A 16,966-nucleotide genomic window follows, 5' to 3' on the forward strand; every position below is an offset into this window, starting at 1 on the left:
CCGCATGCGAAGGATTCACACCGAGGAGAGGCGTGAGTAAGGCGAATCAGAAAAGTGCGGGCGGGCCGTCCCAGGTTCCTCCCCGCCGTGAACGACGGGGCGTCCTCCAGGGGTTCGGTGAAGTCCTCGGCGGAGCCGGCGCGCTGGCGCGCGGCTTCGCCCTGCTGTTGCGCAGACCGCGCCTGTTCGTCCTGGGCGCGCTCCCCGCCCTGATCACGTCACTGCTGTTCCTGGCGTTGTTCGTGGTCCTGGTGATCAACCTGACCGACCTGGCCGAGTGGGCGACCCCGTTCGCCGCCGACTGGGGCACCATCTGGCGGAACCTGATCCGCGGCGCGGTGGCCGTCGGCGTCCTGGCCGGCACGGTCCTGGTGATGGTGGTGTCCTTCACCACGATCACGCTGGCGTTGGGCGCCCCGATCTACGACAAGATCACCGAACTGGTCGAGGAGGAGCTCGGCAACGCCCCCGCCGAGTCCGACGAGTCGTTCTGGTCGTCGCTGGGGCGGTCGATCCGGCAGTCGCTGGTCATCATCACCGCCTCCCTGCTGGTGACGATCCTGGTGTTCTTCATCGGCCTCGTCCCGCTGGCCGGTCAGGTCATCGGCCCGGTGCTGGCCGCCCTGCTGGGCGGCTGGCTGCTCGGGATCGAGCTGGTGGCGGGCGCGTTCGACCGCCGCCGCCTCATCACCATCAAGGAGCGCCGCCGGTGGATGGGCACCAGGCGACTGCGGGTGCTGGGGTTCACCGTGCCCACCTACCTGCTGTTGGCGATCCCGTTCGTGGCCGTGGTGGTGTTCCCGGCGGCCGCGGCCGGCGGCACCATCCTGGCCCGTGAGCTGCTCGGGGTCCCCGAGGCCCCCGAGGGCGTCCAGGGGTCCCCCGAGAACCCGCGGATCCCCCCGCCCCCGGCGCCGCCCCAGGGCGCCTGAACACGCGCGAGGGGCGGGCGACACCATGGTCGCCCGCCCCTCGTGTGAAGGTCAGCGCAGTCCGGGCGAGCGGCGCAGGGCCGTGGTGATCATCCGCTCCACGAGCGTCGCGTAGTCCACGTCCGTGGCGGCCCACATCTGCGGGAAGGCCGACGCCGGGGTGAACCCGGGCATGGTGTTGAGCTCGTTGACGAGGATCCCGCCGTCCTCGGTGTAGAAGAAGTCCACCCGGGCCAGCCCTTCGCAGCCCATCGCCTCGAACACCTCGGCGGCCAGGGCGCGCAGGCGGGCCGTGACCTCCTCGGGGATCTCCGCGGGGATGGTGAGGCCGCTGGTGGACAGGTACTTGGCCTCGAAGTCGTAGAAGTCGAAACCCTCCGCCACGTGCACCTCGGCCGGGAAGGACACGTCGGGGATCCCGCCGTCCTCGGCCTCCAGCACGCCGCACTCGATCTCGCGGCCGATGACCTGGGCCTCGACCAGCACCTTCGGGTCGTGTTCGCGGGCCGCCTCGACGGCGGCGATCACCGCGTCGGTGTCGGAGGAGTCGCGCACCCTGCTGATGCCCACGCTGCTGCCGGCCCGGGCCGGCTTGACGAACACCGTCTCCCCGAGTTCGGCGATGTCGTCCAGCACCTTCTTGCGCTCGGTGCGCCAGGCCCGATCGGTGACGGCGACGTAGTCACTGGTGGGAATGCCGTTGCCGGTGAGGATGGCCTTCATGAAGACCTTGTCCATGGCGGCGGCGCTGGAGAACACCCCGGCGCCCGCGTAACGCACACCCATCATCTCGAACAGCCCCTGGATGGTGCCGTCCTCGCCGAACGGACCGTGCAGCAGGGGCAGCACCACGTCGACCTCGGACAGGCGGGCGGGCCCCTCCCCCGGGTCGACGATCATCAGCTGTCCGGCGGAGTCGAACGGCAGGGCCAGCCCCTTGCCGTCCTCGGGCACCTCGGGCAGGGCCTTGGTGCCCTCCTCGATGCGCAGGTGTTCGGGGTCACCGGAGGTCAGCACCCAGTTGCCGGTCTTGGTGATGCCGACCGGCACGACCTCGTAGCGGTCGTGGTCGATCACCGACAGGACGCTGCCCGCGGTGACGCAGGAGATCTCGTGCTCGGAACTGCGACCGCCGAAGACGACGGCGACCCGAATCCTTCGCTGCTCGGACGACATGGTGGTGACCCTCTTGCTCGTTACCGGATCGGCCGGGGGTTCTCCCCTGCCGTGTGTGTCAGTTGTCCCCGCCGAGGGCCGTCAGGGCGTCCTCGACGAGGTCCCGGGGATCCTCCAGGCCGATGGAGAACCGCACCGCACCCGGTGAGATGCCGGCGGCCGCCAGTTCGACGTCGTTCATGTTCCGGTGCGACGTGGAGGCGACGTGACCGGCCAGGGTGTGGGTGCCGCCCAGGGAGGCGGCGATGGTCGCGACCCGCAACCGGTCGGCGAAGGCCATGCCCGCCTCCCAGCCGCCGCGCGGGTGGACCGTGACGACCGCCCCGTGGCGTCCGGGGTCGAACAGCTTGGCGGCGAGCCGGGCCTGCGGGTGCGAGTCCAGGGACGGATGGTCGACCCGCTCCACGAGCGGGTGCCCCTCCAGTGCGGCGGCGAAGGTCGCCGCGGTCTCGCACTGGCGCTGGACCCGCAGCGGGAGCGTCTCCAGCCCTCGGTGGAGCAGGTAGGCCTCGTCGGGGGCCAGGCAGGGCCCCAGGTCCACGCGCGCCGAACGGATCCGGTCGATGAGGGAGGGCGCGGCCACGGCCACGCCCCCGGTGGTGTCGCTGTGTCCGCCGATGTACTTGGTGGCCGAGTGCACGACGACGTCGGCGCCGTGCTCCAAAGGACGGCACACCGCCGGAGAGGCGAAGGTGGAGTCCACCACGAGGACGGCCCCGGCCTCCCGGGCGATCTGCGCGAGCCCGGGCAGGTCGGAGACGGTCATGGTGGGGTTGGACAGGGTCTCGGTGAACAGCACCCGGGTTTCGGGGCGCACGGCGGCGCGCACCGCCTCCAGGTCGGTGACGTCCACGAAGTCGGTCCGCACCCCGAACCGGCGCAGCAGGCGGTCGAGCAGCGAGTAGGTGTTGCCGTAGATGGAGCGCGCCGCCACCACGTGGGCGCCCGCCTCGGTGAGCGCCAGGAACACGGTGCTCAGCGCGCCCATGCCGGAGGCGAACGCCTGGCCGCGCACCCGATCGGGCAGCCCGACGCCCTCCAGCGCCGCGACGGCCTCGGCGAAGGCGTCCACGGTGGGGCTGTCGATGCGGGCGTAGGAGTAGCCGGGAACGGCACCGGCCAGGACGTCCGCGTAGTCCTGGGAGGTGTCGAAGGCGTAGGTGGTGGCCCGGTGGACCGGCATCCGCAGGGGACGTTCGGCGGGCACGGCGGCCTGCGGAAGGGAGACCGCACGGGTGTGCTCACCCCCGTCAGCGGGTGTGTACGACATCGCTGCTCGCTCTCAGACCCCGTACCGCTCGGGTTTGGCACTGCGCGACATGAACGCGATGAGTGCCTCGGCGGGGCTCAGGTCGTGGTGCATCATCTTGACGACGGCCTCGGTGATCGGCAGGTCGACCCCGTGGGCCCAGCCGAGTTCGAGGACCGACTCGGAGGACTTGACCCCCTCGGCCGTCTGCCGGGTCTCGGCGACGACCTGCTCAAGGGTCTTGCCCTTGCCCAGTTTCTCACCGAAGGTCCGGTTCCGCGACAGCGGAGAGGAGCATGTCGCGACGAGGTCTCCCATACCGGCCAGGCCGGACAGGGTGTGCTCGTCGGCGCCCAGGGTCACCGCCAGGCGGGTGGTCTCGGCCAGACCCCGGGTGATGAGGGACGCCTTGGTGTTGTCGCCGAAGCCCATGCCCTCGGCCACGCCGACGGCCAGCGCGATGACGTTCTTCATGGCACCGCCGATCTCCACGCCCACCAGGTCGGTGCTCGTGTAGGGGCGGAAGTAGGGGGCCTTGAACAACCCCTGGAGGCGGACGGCCGTCTCCTCGTGCGGACAGGCCACCACGGCGGTCGCGGGCTGGCGCTCGGCGATCTCCCGGGCCAGGTTGGGGCCGGACACCACGGCGATGCGCTCGGCGGGCAGTTCCAGCGCCTCGGCGATGATCTGGGAGGCGGTCAGGTGGGTGCCGAGTTCGACGCCCTTCATGAGGCTGACGACGACGGCGTCCTCACGCAGGTGCCCGCGCCACTCGGCGAGGTTGGCCCGCAGCGACTGGGTGGGCACCGCCAGGACCACGACGTCGGCGTCGGTGAGCGCCTTGACGGCGTCGGTGGTGGCGCTCAGTCGCGGGTTGAGCGTCAACCCCGGCAGGTAGTCGGGGTTCTCCGAGGTCCGGTTGACGGCGTCGACCACCGCGGCCCGCCGGCCCCACAGGACGACCTCGACGTCGGGACCGTCGGGGTTCTGCGCCAGGGTCTGGACGGCGGCGTCCGCGACGACGTTCGCGAACACGGTGCCCCACGAACCGGCGCCGAGGACGGCGACCCGTACGTTGTCGTTGTCCGCCACCGTCACTCTCCCGCACCCTTCGTGGCGTTGTCGCCGTCGGACACCTCGTCGGCCGCCCCCGCCCGCTTCTTCTCGGCCTCGGCCGCCTCCAGCCGCGCGCGCTTGAGGTCGTAGCGCACGGCGGGCGGCTCCTCGCCGCGGATCTTCGCCTGGAGGGCGGTGATGTCGTCCATGATCACGTCGGTGGCCTCCTTCAAGACGCTCGCCGTCAGCGGCTCGCCCTTGAACCGGTCCAGGTCCACCGGGGGACCGGCCAGGAACTGGAGGCGCTTGCGCGGGAACAGGCTGGGCCTCTTCGCGCCGTAGGGCAGGAGGTGCTGCTCGCCCCAGTGCGCCACGGGGACCACCGGGACGCCGGTGGTGAGGGCCAGCCGGGCGACCCCGGTCTTGGCGCTCATGGGCCACAGTTCCGGGTCGCGGGTGCAGGTGCCCTCGGGGTAGAAGATCACCGAGCAGCCGTCGCGGGTGAGCGCCAGCTCGGCCTCCCTGAGGGCCTTGACCGCGTCGGTGGTGCCGCGCTTGACCGGGATCTGACCGGTGCTCTTGGCGACCGACCGGACCACGGGGATCTTCATGACCCCGTCCTTCATGGTGAAGGTCGGCCAGCGGCGGGCCCCGATGTAGAGGAAGTGCGCCACCGTCAGCGGGTCGGTCAACGACAGGTGGTTGGTGGCGATGATGACGCCGCCCTGGGCCGGAACGTTCTCGGTGCCCTTCCACTCCGGCTTGGTGATGAACCACAGCACGAATCGGACGATCCGGGAGACGACCGCCTTCACCCATCGCGATTCTCGTTGCTTGGTCACGGGACTCCTCATTCCATCGCTCCCGGGTCCCTACCGGACCACGAAGCACAATCGGTTCAGTTTAGGACGTGTTCGACAGGCGCTCGCCCTGCTCGGAGGCACCCCGGGCACGGACGCCCGCCACCGTTCCCGGCGGACGGCCCACGGCCGCGGATCCCTCTTCCGGGCTCCTTCTCCGGCGTCGCGCCGACCGGGGCCCGACACCGCTCGCGACGGACGCCGCCCACGGAACACATCCCAGGGCGCCCGCGCCGCGCCGACCCCGAGGACCTACCCTCGTCACTGTCGTGGCCGTACGAACGTCCCGGGGGAGAGTGTGACCGGCGTCGGAGAGCGGGAAGGGGCCGTGGACCTCGGGATGCGCTGGTCCCTGGTCGTCCCAGTGAAGCATCTCGGGCGCGCCAAGTCGCGCCTGGCCCCGGCACTGGGCCCGCACCGGGAGGGGCTGGCGCTGGCGATCGCCTGCGACACGGTGGCGGCGGCGCTGGCCTGCCCGGCCGTGGCGGGGGTGTTCGCGGTCACCGAGGACCCCCGGGCGGGCGCGGAGTTGGCGGCGCTGGGCGCGGTGGTGGTCACCGGGGAACCGGGGACCGGGCTCAACCCGGCGCTGACGCACGGGGCCCGGGCGGCTCGGTGGGTGTCGCCGGAGGCCGGCGTGTGCGCGCTGTCGGCGGATCTGCCGGCGTTGCGGTCGTCGGAGCTGACCCGGGTGCTGGCCGCCGCGGCCGGGCACGGACGGTCGTTCCTGGCGGACTCGCCCGGGGTGGGGACGACGCTGTACGCGGCGACCCCCGGAAGTCGGTTCGCGCCCGCGTTCGAGGGGGCCTCACGCGAGCGTCATCTGGCCTCGGGGGCACGGGAACTGCTCGTGGCGGACGTGGAGTCGGTGCGCCGGGACGTGGACACCCTCGACGATCTGACGGCCGCGCTGGCCCTGGGGGCGGGTCCCCGCACCCTGCGTCTGGCGGTCGCGGTCCTGGAGGAGCGGACCCCGTGACCCTCCGGGCGTCCCAACCCCTTCCGGACACACCTCCGCCCGGGTCCCATCGGGGGACCCGGGCGGAGGCCGGTCACGGTCGGTTCTGGACCGCGCCTACTTCTTGTCCCCGTTGACGAGCGCCTTGAAGTCGGCACCGGCGCGGAACTTCGGAACGAAGCTCGCCGGAACGTCGATGGTGGCGCCGGTGGCGGGGTTGCGAGCGGTGCGCGCGGCCCGCTCGGACTTCTCGAAAACACCGAAGCCGGTGATGGCGACCTTGTCGCCCGACGCCACGGTGGCCTGAATGGTCTCAAGCACAGCGTTGACCGCTTCGGTCGCGGTCTTCTTGTCTCCGAGTCGGTCGGAGATCGCGTCGATCAGGTCACGCTTGTTCATAAGGTTCCTCCGGTTCCCCCTTGCTCGCACGAAATTAGGGGACACAGAGGCCCTTGCACAAATACAAACGCCTGCGGTTAGGGCGTGTCGGGGCCGGCCCGACCTGCACGGTCACTCTCCGGGACGGGTTCACAGGAGTGGGAGAGGCATCGCATCGGGTCCCTTTTGCCCCCCTCTGTGATCCTCAAATGCCTATGTATAACCGGATTCCGGACGGGCCGTGGACCACCCTCACGGATACGAGGACCGCGTCCGTTTGGTCACGCCAAGTAAAGGTAAAATATTTGGGGGCCGGCGGGTGCGCTGTGTCACACAGCCCCGCCGACCCCCGTCCGCAAAGGGGTTCCGATCCCTCAGAGGGTCACCGGGGACCACGGCTTGCGGGTCTTCTCGAACTCCGTGATCTCATCGGTGTGACGCAGAGTCAGACCGATGTCGTCGAGCCCCTCCAACAGCCGCCAGCGGGTGTAGTCGTCCAACTCGAACGCCTCGTGGACACCCGCCCCGGGCGCGCGCACCTCCCGCTCGACGAGGTCGACGGTGATCTCGGTGGCCGGGTCCGCCTCGATGGCCTTCCAGAGCCGCTCGACGACCTCCTGCGGCAGCAGGACCGTCAGCAGCCCGCCCTTGAGGGAGTTGCCGCGGAAGATGTCGGCGAAGCGCGGGGACAGCACGGTCTTGAAGCCGTAGTCCTGCAAGGCCCACACGGCGTGCTCACGGGACGAGCCGGTGCCGAAGTCGGGTCCGGCCACCAACACGGACGCGTCCGCGTACTCGGGGCGGTTGAGGACGAACTCGGGGTCCTCGCGCCACTCGGCGAACAGGCCGTCCTCGAACCCGGTGCGGCTGACCCGCTTGAGGTAGACGGCGGGGATGATCTGGTCGGTGTCGACGTTGCTCGCGCGCAGCGGCACGGCCCGACCGGTGTGAACGGTGAACTTCTCCATGGCAGGTCTCCTCCTGACGTGGTCGGGCGCGACTACAGGGCGGCCAGGTCGGCCGGCGAGGACAGGGTGCCGCGCACCGCGGTGGCGGCGGCGACCTGCGGCGACACCAGGTGGGTGCGGCCGCCCTTGCCCTGGCGTCCCTCGAAGTTGCGGTTGGAGGTGGAGGCGCTGCGCTCGCCCGGCTTGAGCTGGTCGGGGTTCATGCCCAGGCACATCGAGCAGCCGGCCTCGCGCCACTCGGCGCCGGCCTCCTCGAAGATCCGCCCCAGCCCTTCGGCGTTGGCCTGCTCCTTGACCCGCATGGAGCCGGGGACCACGAGCATCCGGACGCCGTCGGCGACCTTGCGGCCCTTGATGATCTCCGCGGCGGTGCGCAGGTCCTCGATGCGGCCGTTGGTGCACGAGCCGAGGAAGACGGTGTCCACCTTCACCTCGCGCATCGGGGTGCCGGCCGTCAGGCCCATGTAGGTCAGGGCCTTCTCGGCGGAGGCGCGCGCGGAGGGGTCCTCGTAGGAGGCGGGGTCGGGCACCTCGGCGTGCAGGGGCACGCCCTGGCCGGGGTTGGTGCCCCAGGTGACGAACGGGCTGAGCTCGTCGGCGTTCAGCACGACCTCGGCGTCGAAGACGGCGCCCTCGTCGGTGCGCAGGCTCTTCCAGTGCTCGACGGCCGCTTCGAACTCGGCCCCCCGCGGAGCGTGCGGGCGACCCTCGATGTAGTCGAAGGTGGTCTGGTCGGGGGCGATCATGCCGGCCCGGGCGCCCGCCTCGATGGACATGTTGCACACCGTCATGCGGGCCTCCATCGAGAGGGACTCGATGGCCTCGCCCCGGTACTCGATGACGTAGCCCTGACCGCCACCGGTCCCGATCTTGGCGATGACCGCCAGGATGATGTCCTTGGCGGAGACGCCCGGCCGGAGCGTGCCGTCGACGGTGACGGCCATGGTCTTGAACGGGGCCATGGGCAGGGTCTGGGTGGCCAGCACGTGCTCGACCTGGCTGGTGCCGATGCCGAAGGCGAGCGCGCCGAACGCGCCGTGGGTGCTGGTGTGGCTGTCACCGCAGACGATGGTCATGCCGGGCTGGGTCAGACCGAGCTGGGGGCCGACCACGTGCACGACGCCCTGTTCGATGTCGCCCATGGGGTGCAGGCGGACGCCGAAGTCGGAGCAGTTCTTGCGCAGCGTCTCGACCTGTTTGCGGGAGACGGGGTCGGCGATGGGGGCCAGCAGGTTCTGGGTGGGGACGTTGTGGTCCTCGGTGGCGATGGTGAGGTCCGGACGGCGCACGGATCGACCGGCCGACCGCAGGCCCTCGAAGGCCTGGGGGCTGGTGACCTCGTGCACGAGGTGGAGGTCGATGTAGAGCAGATCCGGCTCGCCGTCGGCACGTCGGACGACGTGCTCCTCCCAGACCTTCTCGGCCATCGTGCGTGCCATGGGCGATCGCCTCTCTCGTTCAGGGGCCGTTGCGCGGACTGTCGACCTGACTTGCATTCCACATTTCGAGACGTCAATATCAAGTCATGGACAACTCTAGCTCATCCAGCGGCGTTGGCGTACTCGACAAGACGATGTCCGTCCTCGACGCCCTGGAATCCGGACCGGCCTCACTGGCCCAGCTGGTCCAGATCACCGGCCTGGCCCGACCCACCGCCCACCGCCTGGCCGTGGCCCTGGAGCGGCATCGGATGGTCTCCCGGGACAGCCAGGGTCGTTTCGTGCTGGGTCCGCGTCTGGGCGAGCTGTCGATCGCCACCGGGGAGGACCGCCTGCTGGCCGTGGCCGCGCCGGTCCTGGTCCAGTTGCGCGATCTCACCGGGGAGAGCGCCCAGCTGTACCGCCGCCAGGGCGACGTGCGCGTGTGCGTGGCCGCCTCCGAACGCACCAGCGGCCTGCGGGACACCGTGCCGGTCGGCAGCGAGCTGCCCATGAACGCCGGGTCGGCGGCGCAGGTGCTGCTGGCCTGGGAGGACCCCGACCGCATCCGCCGCTCCCTGGTGGGCGCGCGGTTCACCGCCGCCAGCCTGGCGCAGGTCCGCCGCCGCCGCTGGGCCCAGAGCGTGGCCGAACGCGAGCAGGGCGTGGCCTCGGTCTCGGCCCCCGTCTCCGGCCCCGGCGGGCGCGTGATCGCCGCGGTGTCGGTGTCGGGCCCCATCGAGCGGCTGACCCGCTCCCCGGGTCGCATGCACTCCCAGGCCGTACTGTCGGCCGCGGAGAAGATCAGCGAGTCCCTGCACAGCGTCGAGGCCCACTGACCCCCTTCACGTCCCCACGCACGCGGCGCCCCGCTCGACCCTCCGGTCGGTCGGGGCGCTCCGCGTTCCCGGGGCGTCGCCGCGTTCGGGAAATCCACCCCCGGCTATGGACGCTTATTGACATGTTGTCTAACATGACGGCATGTCTCACAAGAATGTGACCGGGGACACCGGCCACCGGTACGTCGTCACCTCCGACGGCCAACGCCTGGCCGTCAAGGTGCTCGGCTCCCCCGAGCGTCCCACCCTGCTGCTCGTCCACGGTTACCCGGACAACGCGACCGTCTGGGACGCCCTCACCGAGGAACTGGCCGGCGAGTACCGGATCGTCGCCTACGACGTACGGGGCGCCGGCCGGTCCACCGCCCCGGATCGGCGCTCCGGTTACCTGCTGGACCGGCTCGCCGAGGACCTCGTCTCCGTCGCCGACGCCGTCAGCCCCGACCGGCCCGTGCACCTGGTCGGCCACGACTGGGGGTCCATCCAGAGCTGGCACGCCGTCACCGAGCCGCGTCACGCGCACCGGTTCGCGTCCTACACCTCGATCTCCGGCCCGGACCTGGACCACGCCGGTCACTGGTTCCGGTCGGCCCCCGACGGCCCGCGCGACGTGCTGCGCCAGGCCGTGCGCTCCGGCTACATCGGTTTCTTCCACCTTCCGGTGATCCCCGAACTCCTCTGGCTGACCGGGGTGGGCGGGTCGGCCCTGGCCCGGATGGAACGGACGGGCGGCGGCCCCGTGCGCCCCGCCCGGCGTGCCACCCGCGACTACGTCAACGGCCTGTCCCTGTACCGGGCGAACATGGTGCCCCGGCTCACCCGCCCGGCCGAACGCCCCACCCCGGTCCCCGTGCAGGTGCTCGTCCCCACCCACGACGCCTTCATGATCGAGCGGCTCCAGTCCAACGCCGGCCGCTGGGCGCGGGATCTGCGCCTGCACCGCTTCCAGGGCGGGCACTGGTCGTTGCGGTCGCGTCCGCGGGTCGTCGCCGCGCGCCTGCGCGCCTTCGTCGAGGAGATCGAGTCGGGCGTCCCCCGGCCCGTCCGCGCCCTCGCCGGGCGGACCGCCCGGCGACACGACGGCACCTTCGCCGGCCAGGTCGCCGTGATCACCGGCGCGGGCGACGGCGTCGGGCGCGCCCTCTCCCTGGAACTGGCCGAACGCGGGGCCCGCGTCATCGCCCTGGACATCGACGGCGCGGCCGCCGAGCACACGGCCGAGCGGTGCGCCGTGCTCACCCCCGGAGCCGTGGGCCGGCGCGTGGACGTCACCGACGCCGTCGCCGTGGAGAGTGCGGCCTCCTGGGTGCGCGACGGGTACGGCGCACCCGACCTGGTGGTCAACAACGCCGGCATCGGTGTCGCCGGCCCCTTCCTGGAGACCCCGATCGAGGACTGGGAGCGGGTCGTGGACGTCAACCTGTGGGGCGTGATCCACGGGTGCCGCGCCTTCGCGCCGATGATGGTCGAGGCCGGGTGCGGCGGCCGCATCGTCAACATCGCCTCGGCCGCCGCCTACCCGCCCTCCCGCGTGCACGGCGCCTACGCCACGACCAAGGCGGCCGTGCTGGCCCTCAGCCGCTCCCTGCGCGGCGAACTCGCCTCGGTCGGCATCGGCGTCACCGCCGTCTGCCCCGGTCTCATCGACACCGGGATCGTCCGCTCCGCCCGCCTGTCCGGGACGGACGCGCCGGAAGCCGCCAAGGAGCGGCCGTCCCGGCTGTACCGGAGGCGCGGTCACACCCCGGAGAGGGCCGCCCGGCGCATCGCGGACGCCATCGCCGACTCCCCCGAGATCCTCCCCGTCGCCGCCGAGGCGCACCTGGGCCTGTACCTGTCCCGGTTCGCCCCGGGCGCGGTCCGTGCCCTGGCCAAGGCCGGTCTCCCGGTCTGAGCCCGCGCCCCGGCCTTCCACCGGCCCCTCCCCCCATCCCTTTCCGAGACCTCGCGGCACTGGAGGCACAGTTGACGGCCGACGCGACCCACTCCCCCTTGGACGAACCGGACCGACTCGTCCTGCACGCCCGTGACGTGCAGTTCGACTGGAGCCGGTCGGACCTGCACTGGATCCCGAACGAACCCTTCGCCACACACGTCATCAACGTGCTGCACCTGCTGCTGCCCGAGGGCGAGCGCTGGTTCGTGGAGGTCTTCAAGCAGGCCGTCCCCCACATCACCGACGACCGGCTGCGCGAGGACGTCCTCGGGTTCATCGGCCAGGAGGCGGTGCACGCGGAGGCGCACGCGGGGGTGCTCGACCACATGGACGCCCACGGACTGGACCCGACACCGTACGTGGAACAGATCGCCTGGCTGTTCCGGATCGTGCTGGGCGACCGCGACCTGCCGCCGGGGCGCGCGCAGTCGTGGCTGTCCACGCGGCTGGCGATCATCGCGGGCATCGAGCACTACACCGCCGTCCTGGGGCAGTGGGTGCTGGACGCGAAGGAGCTCGACGCGGCGGGGGCCGACGAGACCATGCTGGACCTGCTGCGCTGGCACGGGGCCGAGGAGGTGGAGCACCGGGCCGTGGCCCACGACCTGTACACGCACATCGACGGGGGCCGCACGCGCCGGACCGTGGCCATGGCCGTCGCCGCCGGCGCCCTGACCACCCTGTGGGTGCGGGGCGTGCGTTTCCTCATCGCCAACGACCCCTACCTCAAGGGGAGGATCGACGGGCGCCGCCCCAAGGCGTCCTGGGCGTTGCGCGACGGCCGCCGCGGGCTGATCCCGCACGTGGGCCGACTGGCACGGGCCGTGCCCGAGTACCTGCGCCGCGGCTACCACCCGTCCCACCACGGCTCCACCGCCCAGGCGGTGGCCTACCTGGCGCTCTCCCCCGCCGCACGGGCCGCCGAGTCGGCGGAGCGGGCCGCGACGCGGAAGGCGGCGCCGTGACGGATCCGCTCCGCCCCGACGACGCGGACCTCCCCTCCGGGGTCAAGCACAGCGCCGAGTACTACGCGCGCCCGCGTCCCCCGGTCTCCCTGTTCGGCGGGAGGGGGCCGGACCGCTACATGTACGGTCTCGGCGCGCTCGCGAACCGGCTCGTCCCGGTGCTGGGCGGGCTGGGCCCGGGGCATCCGCCCCTGCCGCCGTCCCCCGGGCTCCGGGCGCGGGTGGAGCGGGTGACGCGCCCGGTGCCGGACGTCGCCGAGATCGTCCTGGTCCCCGAGCTCCCGGAGGGACCGCTGCCGGCCTGGCAGCCGGGGCACCACGTGGACGTGGTCCTGGACCCCGACACCGTCCGCCAGTACTCGCTCTGCGGCGATCCCGGGGACCGCTCCCGCTACCGGATCGCGGTACGGCGCATCCCGGACGGCGTCGGCTCGTCCCGCCTCCACGCCCTGGAACCCGGTGACGTGATCGGGCTGCGGGGGCCGCGCAACGCGTTCCCGTTCGCCCGCGCGGAGCGGTACCTGTTCGTGGCGGGCGGGATCGGCGTCACCCCGATCCTGCCGATGGTGGCGCACGCCCACCGCGCGGGCGTCCCGTTCCGCGTGGTCTACACGGGCCGCTCGCGAGCGAGCATGCCCTTCCTGGACGAACTGCCCGAGGGCGCCGACGTGACCGTCCGCCCGGACGACGAGTACGGAACACCCGACGCCGACGCGATCGTGCGGGACCCGGCCCCGGGCACGGCGGTGTACGTGTGCGGCCCGCCGCCGCTCATCGCCGCCGTGCGCGCCCGGGTGGGCCCGGAGAACCCGGTGTTCTCCGAACGCTTCTCCCCGGCCCCCGTCGTGGACGGCCGGGAGTTCGAGATCCGGCTCGGCGAGGACGGACCGGTCGTGACCGTGCCCGCCGACGAGACCGCCCTGGACGTGATCCGACGGGTGCGTCCGCAGACCCCCTACTCCTGTCGTCAGGGGTTCTGCGGGGCCTGTCGGGTGGGGCTGCTCCGGGGGAACCCCGAACACCGGGACCGGCCCACCGGCGGCTCTCCGCGCGGCGAGGAGTTCGCGCTGTGCGTCTCCCGAGCGGCCGAGGGCGCGCACATCGTGGTCGACCTGTGAGAACGCCCGTCGGTCGCCGCGTCGGCGACCGACGGTAGGTTCGGAGAGGACCAGGGGCGCACGGCGCCCGTGAAGACTCCTCGGGAGGTTGTCACCACGGTGGTGTCCCACAGGACCGACCGTCACCGGGCGCGGGTGGCGAGGTCGGAGCCCTCGACGCAACCGTCGGGGGCGGGGCGACGGCCCCGCCGCATGGCGCCGCACGAACGTCGCGAGGACCTGATCAGGACGGCGCTGCGCGTGTTCGCGCGACGGCCTCCCGGCGAGGTGACCCCGGAGGAGGTCGCCGAGGCGGCGGACGTGTCCCGGGCCCTGGTCTACCGCTACTTCCCCAACATGGCCGAGCTGCGCCGGGAGGCGCTGGAGCAGGCCACGTCGGAGCTGCTGCGCGAACTCGTCCCGCCGAAGGACCTGCCTCCGCTGGAGCAGCTGCGGTCCTCGCTGGTCCGGTTCATCGCCTTCGCCGACTCCTACTCCCCCGCCTACGTCGCGCTGTTGCGCGGCGGTTCGGTCATCGCGACCGAGGAGACGGAGGCGGAGATCGACCGGGTCCGGTCCGGGGTGCTGGAGCTGATCCTGGACCGCATCGGGGCGCGGTCCCCGTCCCCGCTCATCGTTCTGGCCCTGCGCTGCTGGATCTCGGCGGTGGAGACCGCCGTCATGCTGTGGTTGCAGGAACGGGGCCGCACCGCCGAGGAGCTGGCCGACTGGCTGTTGGGCCAGTTGGTCGCGATGCTGCTCGCCTCCGGGGCCCCGGAGGAGGAGCTGCGCACCCTGGTCGCCCACGCCGACCCCTCGGCCTGAACCGGGCGCACCGTGGCCGGGGCCGCGCGGACCGGGCCGGCCCCCGAGGGCCGCGGGGTCCCGCCTACGGGAACGGCGAAAGGCCCCACCCGTCAGGGTGGGGCCTTTCGCGGTGGTACCCCCGAGCGGATTCGAACCGCCGTTACCGCCTTGAGAGGGCGGCGTCCTAGGCCACTAGACGACGGGGGCCTGTCTACATCCTCGGTGTTCATCGGCGCGATCGCTGATTCCCACCATATCCGGTCTAACCGGACACCGATGGCATGCATCGGCCAGAAAGAAGGCCCTCACGATGTGAGAGCGACTTTCCGTGGTACCCCCGAGCGGATTCGAACCGCCGTTACCGCCTTGAGAGGGCGGCGTCCTAGGCCACTAGACGACGGGGGCCTGTGCCGGGTCCTTCCGGACCCGAAAGCCCGCGCTTGCACGCGGACCGCGCTGGGGTACCAGGACTCGAACCTAGACTAACTGAACCAGAATCAGTCGTGCTGCCGATTACACCATACCCCAGTGCTCTGGGAGGACTGTTCGGCTTTCCGCTTCCCTGTCCCCCTCGGCGACGTGGATAACTCTAGCGGAGTTTCAGAGTGCTCGCGAACCGAAAACGGGGTGGGGGATCCGTGACCCCGACCACCCCGCTTCGCGACCCCTGTGAGCAGGGATTCCACTCCTTTACGGAGGCCTCATTCCCCCTGGGAGCGCAGCTTCTCCAAGGCCGCCGAGACCCGCTCCAGGACGCGCTCGCGGCCCAGCAGTTCCAGCGACTCGAACAACGGCAGACCGACCGTGCGGCCGGTGACCGCGACCCGGACCGGGGCCTGGGCCTTGCCGAGTTTGAGGCCCAGCGTCGCGCCGGTCTCCTCGGTGGCGGTCTTGAGCGACTCGGCCGCCCATTCCAGGCCGGGGTCGGAGTAGCGCTCCAGGGCGGCGGCGAGCATCTCCTCGCCCACCCCGGGCTTCATGGCCTTGGCCCAGCTCTTCTCGTCCTCCACCGGCTCGCGCAGGAACAGGAAGTCGACGTTGGGCACGATCTCCGACAGCACGGCCACCCGGCTCTGGGCCAGCGGCGCGACCGCCCGGAACACCTCGGGATCGTAGTCGTCGGTGTCCCAGGGGGTGTTCTCACCGGTGATCCACGGTGCGCAGCGCTCGATGAACTCCTCGACGCCCAGCGCCCGGATGTACTCGCCGTTGAAGGCGCGCAGCTTCTTCTCGTCGAAGAAGGCGCTGGAGCCGTTGACGTTCTCGATGCGGAACAACGGCATCATCTCCGACCACGGCATGATCTCGCGGTCGTCGCCCGGCGCCCAGCCCAGCAGCATCAGGTAGTTGACCATCGCCTCCGCGAGGTAGCCCTCCTCCTGGTAGGACTCCAGGGCGACCTTGTCACGGCGCTTGGACAGCTTCTTGCGCTGCTCGTTGACGATGACGGGCAGGTGCGCCCACACCGGCGGGGTGTGGCCCAGCGCCTCCCACAGGAGCTGCTGCTTGGGGGTGTTGGACAGGTGCTCCTCGCCCCGGACGACCTCGGTGATGCCCATCTCGACGTCGTCGACCACGTTGGCCAGGACGAACAGGGGGGAACCGTCGGCGCGGGCGATGACGAAGTCCTCGATGGCCGAGTGGGCGAACTCCACCCGGCCCCGGATCTTGTCGTCGACGATGGTGGGACCGCCGTCGGGCACGCGGAAACGCAACGCCCGACCGGGCCCGGCCTCCAGTCCACGGTCCCGGCAGAAGCCGTCATAACCCAGGTTGGGGTTGTCCCGGCGGGCCTCCAACTGCTCGCGGGTGCAGTCGCAGTGGTAGGCGCGGCCGTTCTTGTACAACTCCTGCGCGGTCTCGCGGTGCTTGTCGGCGTAGGCGGACTGGAAGTAGGGACCCTCGAAGTGGGGGTCCTCCTCGCCGATGCCCAGCCAGGCCAGAGCGCGGATGATGCCCTCGGTCCACTCCGGGCGGTTCCGGGCGGCGTCGGTGTCCTCGATGCGCAGCACCATGCGCCCCTCGGGCCGCTGCTGTGCCAGAGCCCAGTTGAAGAGCGCGGATCGGGCGCCGCCGACGTGGAACATGCCCGTAGGGGACGGGGCGAAGCGGGTACGAATCGAAGTCTCGGTCACGCCTTCCAGGGTATTGCCGAACCGACCCCGGCGACCCCGACCCGCCGCCCGGAGGGCGCCCACGGTGTCCCGAAGGCCGAGGAAGGAGGAGTACGGGGCGGGAAGGACGTTCGCACGGCGGACGCCGCGCCTCCCTCGATCCACGGCCGTTCTCCGCCCGCTCGCGGGAACACCGTCGGCCGCGCTCCGCCC

15 protein-coding genes and 3 tRNA genes are annotated in these 16,966 nt (G+C 71.6%); 7 read left to right on the top strand and 11 right to left on the bottom strand.

The window, feature by feature from the left end; genetic code table 11:
* Positions 1 to 143 precede the first annotated feature (143 nt).
* Complete coding sequence (locus tag PWG71_RS09550; RefSeq protein ID WP_274809380.1) at positions 144 to 932, top strand: EI24 domain-containing protein; 789 nt, start codon at positions 144 to 146, stop codon at positions 930 to 932.
* Between the two features lie 51 nt (positions 933 to 983).
* On the opposite strand, the gene PWG71_RS09555 is transcribed toward PWG71_RS09550, so the two are convergent.
* From PWG71_RS09555 to PWG71_RS09570, 4 genes are read right to left on the bottom strand one after another with little or no spacing between them, the layout of a single operon-like run.
* The gene (locus PWG71_RS09555; RefSeq protein ID WP_274809224.1) at positions 984 to 2,108 is read right to left on the bottom strand and encodes a D-alanine--D-alanine ligase family protein; all 1,125 of its coding nucleotides are present in this window, start codon (positions 2,106 to 2,108) and stop codon (positions 984 to 986) included.
* A 58-nt stretch (positions 2,109 to 2,166) separates the two neighbouring features.
* The gene (locus tag PWG71_RS09560) at positions 2,167 to 3,378 is read right to left on the bottom strand and encodes a trans-sulfuration enzyme family protein (RefSeq protein ID WP_274809225.1); all 1,212 of its coding nucleotides are present in this window, start codon (positions 3,376 to 3,378) and stop codon (positions 2,167 to 2,169) included.
* A 12-nt stretch (positions 3,379 to 3,390) separates the two neighbouring features.
* A complete protein-coding gene (locus PWG71_RS09565; protein ID WP_274809226.1) occupies positions 3,391 to 4,449 on the bottom strand; it encodes an NAD(P)H-dependent glycerol-3-phosphate dehydrogenase in 1,059 nt (352 codons plus the stop codon).
* A gap of 2 nt (positions 4,450 to 4,451) precedes the next feature.
* Positions 4,452 to 5,255 (bottom strand): lysophospholipid acyltransferase family protein, encoded by an 804-nt coding sequence (locus PWG71_RS09570; RefSeq protein WP_274809227.1) that lies wholly within the window; start codon positions 5,253 to 5,255, stop codon positions 4,452 to 4,454.
* A gap of 358 nt (positions 5,256 to 5,613) precedes the next feature.
* Between PWG71_RS09570 and cofC the strand changes: the two genes are divergently transcribed.
* Positions 5,614 to 6,252, top strand: coding sequence for a 2-phospho-L-lactate guanylyltransferase (gene cofC, locus PWG71_RS09575; protein ID WP_274809381.1), 639 nt, complete (start codon positions 5,614 to 5,616; stop codon positions 6,250 to 6,252).
* A gap of 96 nt (positions 6,253 to 6,348) precedes the next feature.
* Here the strand turns inward: cofC and PWG71_RS09580 are convergent, their stop codons facing one another.
* The 3 genes from PWG71_RS09580 to leuC form a co-directional block, all read right to left on the bottom strand.
* Positions 6,349 to 6,630 carry an HU family DNA-binding protein gene (locus PWG71_RS09580; protein WP_087096568.1) on the bottom strand — a complete coding sequence of 94 codons (282 nt, stop codon included), beginning with the start codon at positions 6,628 to 6,630 and terminating at the stop codon, positions 6,349 to 6,351.
* 353 nt (positions 6,631 to 6,983) lie between these two features.
* Positions 6,984 to 7,577, bottom strand: a complete 594-nt coding sequence (gene leuD, locus PWG71_RS09585) for a 3-isopropylmalate dehydratase small subunit (RefSeq protein WP_274809228.1) — start codon at positions 7,575 to 7,577, stop codon at positions 6,984 to 6,986.
* 32 nt (positions 7,578 to 7,609) lie between these two features.
* The gene (gene leuC, locus PWG71_RS09590; RefSeq protein ID WP_274809229.1) at positions 7,610 to 9,016 is read right to left on the bottom strand and encodes a 3-isopropylmalate dehydratase large subunit; all 1,407 of its coding nucleotides are present in this window, start codon (positions 9,014 to 9,016) and stop codon (positions 7,610 to 7,612) included.
* A gap of 134 nt (positions 9,017 to 9,150) precedes the next feature.
* Between leuC and PWG71_RS09595 the strand changes: the two genes are divergently transcribed.
* The 5 genes from PWG71_RS09595 (at position 9,151) to PWG71_RS09615 (ending at position 14,657) form a co-directional block, all read left to right on the top strand.
* Positions 9,151 to 9,834 carry an IclR family transcriptional regulator gene (locus tag PWG71_RS09595; RefSeq protein WP_274809382.1) on the top strand — a complete coding sequence of 228 codons (684 nt, stop codon included), beginning with the start codon at positions 9,151 to 9,153 and terminating at the stop codon, positions 9,832 to 9,834.
* 142 nt (positions 9,835 to 9,976) lie between these two features.
* Positions 9,977 to 11,728, top strand: a complete 1,752-nt coding sequence (locus tag PWG71_RS09600) for an SDR family oxidoreductase (RefSeq protein WP_274809231.1) — start codon at positions 9,977 to 9,979, stop codon at positions 11,726 to 11,728.
* 71 nt (positions 11,729 to 11,799) lie between these two features.
* Positions 11,800 to 12,735, top strand: a complete 936-nt coding sequence (locus tag PWG71_RS09605; protein ID WP_274809232.1) for a metal-dependent hydrolase — start codon at positions 11,800 to 11,802, stop codon at positions 12,733 to 12,735.
* Between the two features lie 119 nt (positions 12,736 to 12,854).
* Positions 12,855 to 13,853, top strand: a complete 999-nt coding sequence (locus tag PWG71_RS09610) for a PDR/VanB family oxidoreductase (protein WP_446724999.1) — start codon at positions 12,855 to 12,857, stop codon at positions 13,851 to 13,853.
* 192 nt (positions 13,854 to 14,045) lie between these two features.
* A complete protein-coding gene (locus PWG71_RS09615; protein ID WP_274809234.1) occupies positions 14,046 to 14,657 on the top strand; it encodes a TetR/AcrR family transcriptional regulator in 612 nt (203 codons plus the stop codon).
* A 113-nt stretch (positions 14,658 to 14,770) separates the two neighbouring features.
* On the opposite strand, the gene PWG71_RS09620 is transcribed toward PWG71_RS09615, so the two are convergent.
* The 4 genes from PWG71_RS09620 to gltX all read right to left on the bottom strand — a co-directional run bounded on the left by PWG71_RS09620 (position 14,771) and on the right by gltX (position 16,774).
* Positions 14,771 to 14,846: transfer RNA gene (locus PWG71_RS09620), tRNA-Glu, on the bottom strand.
* Between the two features lie 122 nt (positions 14,847 to 14,968).
* A tRNA-Glu gene (locus PWG71_RS09625) sits at positions 14,969 to 15,044 on the bottom strand.
* 51 nt (positions 15,045 to 15,095) lie between these two features.
* Positions 15,096 to 15,167, bottom strand: a tRNA-Gln gene (locus tag PWG71_RS09630).
* Between the two features lie 173 nt (positions 15,168 to 15,340).
* Positions 15,341 to 16,774, bottom strand: a complete 1,434-nt coding sequence (gene gltX / locus PWG71_RS09635) for a glutamate--tRNA ligase (protein ID WP_274809235.1) — start codon at positions 16,772 to 16,774, stop codon at positions 15,341 to 15,343.
* Positions 16,775 to 16,966 lie beyond the last annotated feature (192 nt).

Origin of the sequence: Nocardiopsis sp. N85, from assembly GCF_028882275.1 — a bacterium.
GTDB classification, from domain to species: domain Bacteria; phylum Actinomycetota; class Actinomycetes; order Streptosporangiales; family Streptosporangiaceae; genus Nocardiopsis; species Nocardiopsis lambiniae.